This window comes from Okeania sp. SIO2B9, assembly GCF_010672505.1.
Classification (GTDB): domain Bacteria; phylum Cyanobacteriota; class Cyanobacteriia; order Cyanobacteriales; family Microcoleaceae; genus Okeania; species Okeania hirsuta.
Map to the genome: position 1 here is coordinate 1 of NZ_JAAHGK010000070.1, position 11,406 is coordinate 11,406.

The window sequence follows — 11,406 nt, forward strand, 5'->3', positions numbered from 1 at the left end:
TCATGTATTCAGGTGTTCCCCCACCAGAATACATGTCTTTTGTAATGATTTGGTCTGAGAAAGAAAAGGAATATTACTCCTTAAACACCCCTATTGAGCCTCAAAGAACTCTTTTTGGTTTTAACAACACCGAATCCTACGAAGTATTTCATCAAGGTATAGCCATGACACATGTTTTCATTCCTGTGCAAACTTTTAATGCTTATGCCGACCAACTACAACGCCACGATCTAGACGATAATTTCCGGAGAAAAAATCATGTGAACTTGTTGCCAACTGGGACGAAAGAAATTAAAAATTACCTGAAACAACTAGCTTGGTTAGCAATCAAAAATCCTACCTTCCTTCAACAACCTCATATTGAAAAACTCGTTGCTGATGATTTTATTCCTTTGCTAATTAGTAGCATTCCTATTAAGTTAAATTCCAAGTCTTTCCTCAAACCTTCCCGAAGAGAAAAGCTGATTGCCGAAGCGGAAAAAGAAATGCTAGCACACTTGAAAAAACCTTTGACCTTAAAACAACTAGCTCAAAATTTGGGGTCTAGCAGTTCTGCCTTATCCTATGCTTTTCAGGACTTATTTGGCTTGAGTCCCATGCGCTATCTCAAGGTACGACGACTTCATGCAGTGCGACAACTCCTGAAGGTAAGCGAACCCGAAAGTTGTAGCATCATCATCCTCGCCAGTAAATTTGGATTCTGTAATTCCGGTCATTTTGCTAAAGATTACAAAACCATGTTTGGGGAGTTGCCTTCAGAGACGTTGAGCAAGAAAACATAGAGAGTATTTTTAGTTGAGTTAGCCCAAATTTTTGACGAGGCGAAAACCAGCTTTAATCCCACATTCCGCACTTCAATTTGTAGCTCAAGAAGAAAAATGAATCATCATCAGAATTTGAGCCAACAAATTAAACAAATTAATTCTATAGAACGTAACTCCAGCTCTACTCAAATTCAAATTCCAGACCATATTGTACCATTCTTGATTGATATAGAGCATCAAGAATCATATTCTCTTCTGAAGAAAAGTGGTTTTTCCAATCTCCGACTATTCCTTTACGCATATGTTTGGGAATACCTTCTCGCTGGGGAACCCAATCAAGATTAGCTTTCGGATTCATCGCCATTGCCGAAAATTTACTTGCAGCAACCACAGCATCCAGTAAATCTGAAGTTAAGGGGATATCTATAAAGCTAGCAACATCAATAACTACTTGAGCTAAATCCTTTTTCATATCTTCGTACTTGACAAACATCACATTATCTGAATTTTGGCTAGCTTTCCACCACTCCCAAACATGATCGAATATCAAGCCATAGGCAACTTTGCCTTCAACATATAGCTGAAAAAATTCGCTCCAACTACCCTCGTATCCCATTTTGCTGCAAGCATGATAATAATAGGAGACAGCATTGTCCTTTGGATTGCGAGCAACATAAATATATTTGGCTTTGGTTTTTCCAAACATTGGCATCAGAGACAAGGGTAAATGGCTATGAAAATAACGGCGATCGCCACTATTTACGATCAAATTATCCAAACCTCCATAACGAGTTGCAGCACCTTCTAACCAAGGAACTGCTTCACTCAATACTTTATCGCCCTGCTCTCCATTGCTAGCAAGCAAGTGAACAATTTGCTCCATCCATGTCGTACCAGATTTAGGATAGGCTACTACAAACGTATCCCGATCGCCGACTCTAAAATCCTTAAGCGCATCCATTTCCTTCTGGGTAATGAACGCAGGAAAGACAATTAGACCTGGAGGGTTCTTAGCGTCCTTAACCAGTGCTTGCTTATATTGTGCCATGTGTTAAATCCTACTACTTGTTACCAAATCCCAACAACTTTGGGTAGTTGATATAACTAATCTTACCCCAAACGGGTTGAGTTGGTTAACGCTGAGACGTTTTGATAATTTGATAATTTTATTTATTGGCGGGGCTTTGTTATATCATGTCCGGTTGAACAGTTATAAATAAACGACGAAGGAGTCAGGAGACAGGAGACAGGAGACAGGAGGGTAGAAAGAAGAAGAATAAGGAGAAAGAAGGAGAAAGTTTTTTTGATCACTAATTATCCGGACATGATATTACACAAAAGAGGATTAGACGGTATAAATAGCATCAAGAATAGTACAAATTAGTAGATACTCGTGAAGTCCAATCAGGAAAACCTCTGTAAGCAAGAGAAGTAAAAGTCACGAACAAAATCATTTCTTTTAACATTATCTTAAATCTTAAAACAAAGGAACTAGAGTCTCAATCGTGAATTTGATAATTTTGTACAACTTCACATAAAATTGTTATTATATCAAGTCTCGTTAATTAGAGATAATAAAAATGTGTTCTCTGATAAATTTCTTCCTATTCCCTATTCCCTATTCCCTGTTCCCTAAAATTTTTTTTTATTGTGGGTTTTTAAAGAGACATGATATTATAATAAACTGGCCAGTTATTAACTAAAATGGGCTACCGTGCATGAACCGAAAAGCATTAGTAGTGGGTATCAATTATTATCCTTTGCTCAAAGATAGCTCTGCTCAACCCCGAAACTTGATTAAACCAGCAGCAGATGCAGAGGCGATCGCTCAACTATTAGAAACCTATGGCAATTTTCAAGTGCAGCGCTTTCCAGGAGCTAATATAGAAGGTTCTTGGCAAGTAGATCCTCATCCTAAGATTAAAAACTGTGAAATAAATGCTTTGAAAGAAGCTATTTCTAAATTATTTAATCCTCTAGATAATGTTCCTGAAACTGCTTTATTGTTTTTTGTGGGAAATAGTTTATTAGATCAACAAGGAGGGGTACAAGAAGGATTTTTAGCAACCAGTGATACAAACCCTCAAAAAGGAAAATGGGGAATTTCACTACATTGGTTAAGTCAACTATTACAAAAATCTCCTGTCAAACAACAAATAGTATGGTTAGACTGTTACCATCAGGAAAAACAAATTGACTTCTTACAAACAAATCTTAGTAATATAGAATCAACTTATAATGATAGGTGTTATATTTTTGTTTCTCAAGAAATAGAAGTTTATACAACACAAATAAATTCAGAACATAGCTTTCTCACAAATTGTTTATTAGAAGCATTAGAACCAGAAAATTATCCAAATGTTTGCGTAACAAATTATAATTTAATAGACTATATAAATAAAAAACTAAATCTTTCTAATCTACATCCAGTCTTTAATAATTCTGGGAATGAAATTATTTTGACAGGGGAAAAAGAAGCTACAGAAAATCCAGACCTGACAGCCGGAGTTTGCCCTTATAAAGGACTAGCTGCATTTGAGTTTAATGATAAAGATTCTAAATATTTTTATGGTCGGAAAACTTTGACAAATATACTTTTAGAAAAGGTTCGTTCTCGGAATTTTTTGGCGGTAGTAGGGGCCGGTGGAATTGGTAAATCAAGTGTAGTAAAAGCAGGGTTATTATATCAACTTAAACTGGGGCAAAGATTGTCTGGGAGTAACACTTGGCCTATATTAATTATTAGACCAGGAGAACATCCTTTAAAAAATTTAGCAGCAGCATTTGTAGATTATCAACTACAGACATTGTTAACGCCGACAACAGAAGAAACAACAGCTCCAGAGGAAGAATCATTACAACTTTACACTACTAAAAAATTATCATCAACTTCTCAGCAGCATCAACAAAAAAAGCGACCGCCAAAATCATCTATTCCTTATCCACCTCCACCACCAGCACAAGAAACAAAAGGAACCCGTAGGCGATCGCCAGAAAAAAGAAAGTCCGGTGTCACATCACCTCCTAAAATCAAAAATTCTCACAATGAAAACCTAGAGCAAGAGATCAAAAAGGCTGAAGTTGAACGTATAATTTATTCACCTATAGAAATCGAAGAGTTAATTAATCAGGGTGCTAGTGGGTTTAGACAAGTGTTGCAAAATACTCAAGCACCCAGAATAGTAATGGTAGTAGACCAGTTTGAGGAAGTTTTTACTCTGTGTTTAGATAAAATCGAAAGGCAGGAATTTTTTGACTGTTTGATGGGAGCAATAGACAAAAATTACCAAGATAACTCTCATGCTAGTACATTTCTGTTAATTATTAGTATGGGGGCAGAATTTTTAGGTAAATGCTTTGAGCAGGAATATTCTGGGTTAGCTAGGCAAATTCAATCTCATTTAGTGACGGTAACGCCGATGACTCGACAGGAGTTGCAACAAGCGATCGCCGCTCCAGTCAAACAAGTAGGTATAGAAATTCAGCCAGAATTAGTGGAGCAAATGATTGTAGATACAGAAAGTCACGGTAATTTACCATTATTACAATATACTCTAACGGAACTATGGCGACAGCGACGAATAGACCAATTTACTCTGAATCAATATATTAACTTAGGTGGTGTAAAAGGTTGTCTAGAAAAACAAGCTTATGCAACTTATCATTCCCTCAATGCTAGAGAGCGTCAGGTTGCCAAGCAGATATTTCTCAAACTCGTACAAATAAATGAAGATACGGTAGTAAGCTGCAAACGAGTATTAAAAACTGATTTAATTACCCCTCAACAATCATTAGCAGTTGTGAGTAAGATACTGAAAAAATTAGCAAAAGCCAGATTAATTATAACTACTAAATTTACCAACTATCAAAATACTAATCAAACAGTAACAGTAATAGAATTAGCCCATAATACTATTATTCATCATTGGTCTCAGTTAAGTTTTTGGGTAGAGTCAAACCGGGAGGCAATTAAACAAAAACCTGGTATGGAAGCTGATGCTCAACGGTGGCTGAAAAAAGATAAATCAGGCAAATACTTATTAAGTGGGCGCAAGTTAAGTTTAGCTGAAAGTTTATTAGAAAGTGATGCTGATAGTGCTTTTGTATCTGTATTAGCCAAAGAATTTCTCGAAAAAAGTATCAACCGCAAACGTTTTCAAAACAATTTTCGGCTCGGGAGTATAATAGGATTAATTTTAATTTTAGGTGGGTTAAGTGGATTTTCCTTGATTAATTGGCAAGTGGCAGAAAAGGATAGATTAAATTCCCAACTTAATGCTTTGAGTTTATCCGCAGAAAATCAGTTTACTGCTAACCAAGGCTTTGACGCTTTACTTACTGCTATCAAAGCTGGTACAAAGTTACACAATACCTCAGAAGTATCAGCAGATGTAAGAATGCGAGTTTTAATTGCTTTGCGCAAAACTGTTTATGGTGTGAGTACGCGCAGAACAATAGCAGAACATACACAACCAGTCAATAGCATCAGCTTAAGCAAGGATAGAAAAATAATTGCTTCTGCTAGTGATGATGGTACAATCAAACTCTGGAGTAACTCTGGGAAAGAATTAGCTACTTTAAAAGGACATCAGGGTGCGGTTTACAGTGTTGACTTTAGTCCTAATAGTAAAATGTTAGTTTCTGCTGGTAATGATGGTACTGTAAAACTCTGGAACCAGAATGGTAAAATATTAGTAACAATGAAAGGGCATCAAGGGGCAGTTAATAGCGTTAGTTTTAGTCCAGATGGAAAGGCGATCGCTTCTGGTGGCGTAGATGGAACGATTAAATTGTGGAATCTTAAAGGGAAACTATTGAAGTCTATTCAAGCACATCAGGATAAAATTTACAGTGTCAGCTATGGTAAAGTATTAGCCTCTGCTAGTGAAGATAAAACGGTGAAGTTATGGAACTCTCAAGGCCAACAATTGGCTATTCTCAAAGGCTTTAAAGACAGAGTTTTGAGTGTGAGTGTGAGCCAAGATGGTAAAACTATTGCCACTGCTAGTTGGGATCATACTGTGAGAGTCTGGGGTATAGATGGTCAAAAAATGGGCACTCTCAAAGGTCATAAAAGTCCAGTAGTTAGCGTTAACTTTAGTGCTGATGGCAAAACTATTGCTTCTGGAAGTTCTGATGGAACAATTAAACTCTGGACTCATTATGGTCGAGAAATAGCAACTCTCAAAGGTCATAGTACCTGGGTTAGTAGTCTCAGTTTGAGTAATGATAGATTAACTCTTGCTTCTGCTAGTGCTGACAACACGATTAAACTTTGGAATCTTCAAGAACAAAAATTGCCTACTCTCAAAGGACACACCAGTTATATCACAGCTATTAGTTTTAGCCCAGATGCTCAGATGATCGCTACTGGGGGTTACGACCGGAGTGTAAAAATTTGGAGTCGAGATGGAGAGGAGTTAGCAAGTTTAAAAGGGCATAAACGCGGTATTTATAGCTTGAGCTTTAGTCCCGATAGTCAAACAGTGGCTTCTGCAAGTGCTGATGGAATAGGAATAGTTTGGAATTTAGCAGGTTTAGGAAATGCGACTCTTTCCGGGCATAAAGATCGGGTTTATAGTATTAGCTATAGTTCGGATGGTAAAATGTTGGCAACTGCTAGCTTAGATCAAACAATTAAATTGTGGAATATTCGCGGTCAACAACTATTGACTATTCCAGGAGGTATTGATGAACTGAGAACTGTGACTTTTAGACCAGATGGAAAAGCCATCGCTGCTGCTGGTTTTGGGGGTGAGAGTCAGGTTGTTCTGAAAATATGGAGCATAGAAGGTGAGGAACTAGGAAAGATTGAAGGGTTGTGTAATGTTATCAAGAAAGTTAGTTTTAGTGCAAATGGAAAAATTCTTGCTGTAGCTTGTTCTGATAATACAGTTAAATTATTAACTCCTGAAGGTCAAGCGATCGCTACTCTCAGAGGACACCAGGGTCAAGTAAATAGTCTGAGTTTTACCCCTGATGGCAAAATTATCGCTAGTGGTAGTGATGACGGTACGGTAAAAATTTGGACTGTTGATGGTGAAGAGTTGGTGAGTCTAGCAGGTATTCGAGAAGGGGTAATGGATGTTAGCTTTAGTCCAGATGGTAAAATGCTCGGTGCGGTTGGTAAGGATCGGGTAGCAATATTGTGGAACTTTGATTTAGATAATTTATTGGCGCGGGGTTGTGATATTGTTCACGACTATTTGCAGAATAGTCCCGATGTTAAAGAAAGCGATCGGCTTCTTTGTGAAGGGATATAGTTATATCATGTCCGGTTGAACAGTTATAAATAAACGACGAAGGAGTCAGGAGACAGGAGACAGGAGACAGGAGGGTAGAAAGAAGAAGAAGGAGAAAGTTTTTTTGATCACGCTCTTATCCGGACATGATATTATACCGTTTCACGGAAGTCGTAGGGGCGAATGGCATTCGCCCTCACAAAAGTAAGATTTTACAGGATCAAACGTACAGGAGGAAGGAGAATTTAGAAAGATTTGCTAATAGCTGAAGATCAAACATTTTTTTATATCGAATTCAGCAGATTTGATCTGATTAGTAAATAGGATTTTTTTTCTTTATTTCTTTTTTAAAGCAGAGGGTTTCAACTTTAATTATTCGGTAATAAATTAAGATTGTATAATATGGAATTAAAAAAATACTAATTGCTACTAAAACATACCCTTCAATTAGTAAAAAATATCAATAAACTGTCTGTACAGCAGGAATATTGCTGAGTGAAGATGAACAGCCTCTTGAGTGGATTAGAATTTATCCTATTCGCTTTCGACAATTGGATTTTGATAAGCGCTATCCTAGATGGTCTATTATTATGGCTTTAATTGAAAAAAATGATCGAGATTATACGCCAGAAAGTTTTCGTATAAATGATTCTTCTATAGAGGTTTTGAGAAAAATTAAAACAAGTAATAATTGGGAGGAACGAAAAAAACTTTTACTGCCACTACAATTTAAGTCAATTAAAGAAATAAAAAATCAAGATAAATCATTAGGAATAATCAAGCAAAAAATTATTAAAAAATATTTTTGTCAGGAAACTGAACGTAATTGGAAACCAAAACAGCAAGCTGTATTAGATCAGTTAGATTTGTTTGAACCAACAGTAGAACTGGAGAAAATACCTTATAAGTTTGGATATGAGTTTATTGATGAAGATGGAGATAAACATCGCTATAGTATTAGTGACTGGGAAATTCAAGAGCTTTATCGAAAATGTCGAGATAAATCTTTGAGTTCGACTCAAATAGGAAAGGAAAAAGAAGCTGTAGAAAAAGTAAGACAAAAGCTAGAGGTTGAATTTATGAACAAGAAAGACCTATACTTTATAGTAGGTAATTTAAAAAACTACAAAAATTATTTTATGATTATAGGCGTAGTTTATCCTCCTATGATTACTCAATTAAGCTTGTTCTAAATAGAGAAAAAACAATGAATATTTCAGAGAAATTTTCAAATAAATATATACTGACATTTGGCTATGGAAATCGTAAAGATTACAGTGAATTTTTAGAATACCTACAAAATTTTGATGTTAAGTGTGTGATTGATGTGAGGAAAAGTCCTCGTGCTTGGAGTCGCAAGTGGTATGGAGACAAAATAGAAAATCTTTGCCACTCCAAAAATATTCAATATATATCCAAAGTTTCTTTAGGAAATACATCAGGTAAAGCAAACTGGGTTTCACCTACCCCTGAAAAAGTAGATGCAGATTTGTCTGAAATTGCAGAAATTGTTACTCAAGGAAATATTTTCTTACTATGTGCTGAACTAGATCCAGCTAGATGTCATCGAGTTGAAGTTGCGAATTGTTTGAATAAATTAATTTCAGCTCAAGTAAAGCATTTGAAATAATTAGATGTTATATCATGTCCGGTTTAATAGTTGAAATAATAGAGGAGTTAGAAGGGAAGAAGAGGAAATTTTTTGGTCACTAATAGACATCTCCAAAAAACAAAAATAAAATCAATTTTTATCTATAAATTATCAATTACTCCCCTCCTGGGAGGGGGAGGGGCGAGGGGTGGGTTCCCTGTTCCCTGTTCCCTGTTCCCTGTTCCCTGTTCCATCTGTTCTGGAGATGTCCAATTAAACGGATATGATATTACTTATTGGCGTTGGTGATTTGAGGTATGATATCATCTCAGGAGCAGAGCGCGATAGAACTCCGTTCCCTGCTCCGTGACCAAAAAACTTTCTCCTTCTACTGCTCTTTCTTCTTCTTTCTTCCCTCCTGACTCCTGTCTCCTGACTTCCCCTCCTGGGAGGGGGAGGGGCGAGGGGTGGGTTGACTCCTGAATAATTAAGATTAATATCATACACGCGCTTCACCAACGCCAACTATTTAAAAGATTTATGGAACAAATTTCCCAGTAATAAAAATCCACCAAAAGCAAATAATCCTAAAGTAGTTGTAGGTTCAGGTACTGATTCAATAGTTATCCGTGCGATCTGATAATCTGGAGCGGTAAAATCACCATTAGGTGCTGCTGCTAAAATATTACCACCTTCGAGAAAACCAGGGTGAAAGGTGACAACTCCATTTTCATCCACACCTGTGTTAGGAGTCGCTTGAGCAAGAGCTGCAGTATTGCCTGGTATTTCGTCATTGACCTCTGTACCTGCATCCCACACTCGATCGCCAGTAACAATAAAATCAGCACCCAAGAATTTGCCATCTTCATCAAAAATTCTTATCCCTAATGGGTTTTCGTTAGCAATAAAAGCATCGTTACTTGGTAAACCCATTGCTCCATAACTGAAATAGCGACTGCTAGCTAGACTACCATCTAGAGTAAATGTCATAGAAGCGCGATCGCCAGCAGTAAGCACCTGAAATGGTCCTGTTGGGCCTAATATTGTAGCTTGAGTCTCCCCTGCGCCACTATTAGCAAAAGCAGTGGTGATCGGTCCTGTATTCGCATCTTCTGCTAATGCTTCGAGATATGCGGGTGCTGGTTGGTTTAAGTCAAAAATGTCGAAGTTACCATCGTGAAAACCTACCCATAATGGAGAGAAAAAGAAACCATTAGTGGGGGCAACATTTTCTACTGTAACTTTTAATCTTGCTGCTGTTGCTGTAGATGTCATAGCAAAGGTGGAAGTTACCGCTATTGCTGCAGCGATCGCTCCACGAATATTCAGCCAAGTCTTACTATTTATATTCATTATTTTTTCCCAATCAAATTATTTATCTCTCCGTTAAATTTAGGGTGAGAGCTTAAATTAGATAATAAGAGCTAAATATTTTTTTGTCTTGCTAATTCTTGCGGTCTATATTATATTCTTGCTGAAAATTATCTTAATTCTCTAACCTTCTTAATTTCTTCAGGACTTACGCAAAGCCACTACATATAGTAAATTAAAACTATAGCACTATGGTATAGCAATTCTCATATTGGTGAGGTACGCGCATTCGTTTGTTTTAGGGAGTAGGGAGTAGGGAGTAGTAATTCGATAAACAGGGGATAGAAAAAAAGAAAAACAACTGTATCTCACTAATTTGAGAAACATTATATATATAGTTTTTTTACCATAAAAATGTGTAAGTCCTGTACTTTTTATTATCATCTTTTATTAGAAATAATTTTCAGCTTAAATCAGACTGTTTTCTGAATAAAAAAAACTGACTGCTAATAGCTGAATGCTGACAAAAATTCTATAAAGGATTGCTGGTATTTGTGTTTTTATAGCAGCAGATAGGAGCGGTCTTATTGATATTTTGTCCATTGTTTGAAAGTTAATTTCACTCGCTCGGAGAATCCAACCGCCCACCGATTATACAGATTCCTATTTAGGCGATTGCTGACGCAAAGCTCCGCTAACGCTTGAAAATTTATAGCTATCACCCAGCCTTGATCATTCTAAACAATCCATACCAACTTAAACAACTATCATTTTAATTGTAAGATATTTGAGTTCAGATACGCTTATATTTGGATAATAATTGATGTTTTAGTTGATCAATAGTTTTTCCCATAACATTTGCCATTTTTTTCCAATGATTCCACACCAACATAGCACAAGCAATATGATTTTTTTGAATTTTTCCTCGACGACATTGGCAAAACTCCAGCCCTGTTAGCTGTTTAATTCTGGCGTAAAACTCCTCAATTTTCCATCTAGGTGCGAATCTCAAAATCAACGTCATCTGTACTCTTCTGAGTGAGGTCGTTAGTAGCAATATATTCTGTTCTGTTGGCGGAAACAGTAACCCAAAATAATTAGATTTTTTTATCTCTAGGAAAGCCTTTAATTTTAATAATTTTTCCTGATACTAATTCCCCGTCATTTCATGTTAATTATTCTAGTTTTTGATATTTTTTTACACCCCCAGTATCGTCTACGCGCGGGATTACTTTTCAATGGAAAATAGTAAATTTAACCTAAGTTATCTATTAAAGCCATAAGTCTTTTGGTTGGATACCAGCTCTCCATTAATACTGTTTTTACTGGTATTTTATTCTGTTTTACCACATCAATTATCATTTATTATACTTGAAGAAGGAGACAGGAGACAGGAGACAGGAGACAGGAGGAAAATTACTTATGGATTCGCTCCCCCAAGTAATGCGTGAACACCCCCGTTGACGGTGGGGTATTAAACCCACAAAGAAAATGATAA

Annotated in this window: 8 protein-coding genes; 4 read left to right on the forward strand and 4 right to left on the reverse strand. The window is 36.6% G+C overall.

From position 1 onward, the window contains the following. Positions 1-782: helix-turn-helix domain-containing protein (locus tag F6K13_RS04625; RefSeq protein WP_287286916.1), on the forward strand; the 782-nt coding region annotated here is incomplete at its 5' end. A 163-nt stretch (positions 783-945) separates the two neighbouring features. Here F6K13_RS04625 and F6K13_RS04630 read toward each other — a convergent pair. Beyond that, positions 946-1,812: a sulfotransferase domain-containing protein gene (locus F6K13_RS04630; RefSeq protein WP_124143403.1), complete on the reverse strand. Its 867-nt coding sequence runs from the start codon at positions 1,810-1,812 to the stop codon at positions 946-948. A gap of 670 nt (positions 1,813-2,482) precedes the next feature. Between F6K13_RS04630 and F6K13_RS04635 the strand changes: the two genes are divergently transcribed. From F6K13_RS04635 to F6K13_RS04645, 3 genes are all read left to right on the forward strand, one after another. After that, positions 2,483-7,027, forward strand: a complete 4,545-nt coding sequence (locus tag F6K13_RS04635; protein WP_124154821.1) for a caspase family protein — start codon at positions 2,483-2,485, stop codon at positions 7,025-7,027. Between the two features lie 467 nt (positions 7,028-7,494). Then, positions 7,495-8,199, forward strand: coding sequence for a hypothetical protein (locus tag F6K13_RS04640; protein WP_287241922.1), 705 nt, complete (start codon positions 7,495-7,497; stop codon positions 8,197-8,199). 14 nt (positions 8,200-8,213) lie between these two features. Next, positions 8,214-8,636 carry a DUF488 domain-containing protein gene (locus F6K13_RS04645; protein ID WP_124154820.1) on the forward strand — a complete coding sequence of 141 codons (423 nt, stop codon included), beginning with the start codon at positions 8,214-8,216 and terminating at the stop codon, positions 8,634-8,636. Positions 8,637-8,920: 284 nt separating this feature from the next. Here F6K13_RS04645 and F6K13_RS04650 read toward each other — a convergent pair whose 3' ends face one another. The 3 genes from F6K13_RS04650 to F6K13_RS04660 form a co-directional block, all read right to left on the reverse strand. Continuing rightward, positions 8,921-9,100, reverse strand: coding sequence for a hypothetical protein (locus tag F6K13_RS04650; protein WP_124143406.1), 180 nt, complete (start codon positions 9,098-9,100; stop codon positions 8,921-8,923). A gap of 22 nt (positions 9,101-9,122) precedes the next feature. After that, on the reverse strand, positions 9,123-9,950 hold the full coding sequence (locus F6K13_RS04655) for a spondin domain-containing protein (RefSeq protein ID WP_287286918.1): 828 nt from the start codon (positions 9,948-9,950) through the stop codon (positions 9,123-9,125). Between the two features lie 751 nt (positions 9,951-10,701). Beyond that, positions 10,702-10,965 carry a hypothetical protein gene (locus F6K13_RS04660; protein WP_161564344.1) on the reverse strand — a complete coding sequence of 88 codons (264 nt, stop codon included), beginning with the start codon at positions 10,963-10,965 and terminating at the stop codon, positions 10,702-10,704. Positions 10,966-11,406: the final 441 nt, after the last annotated feature.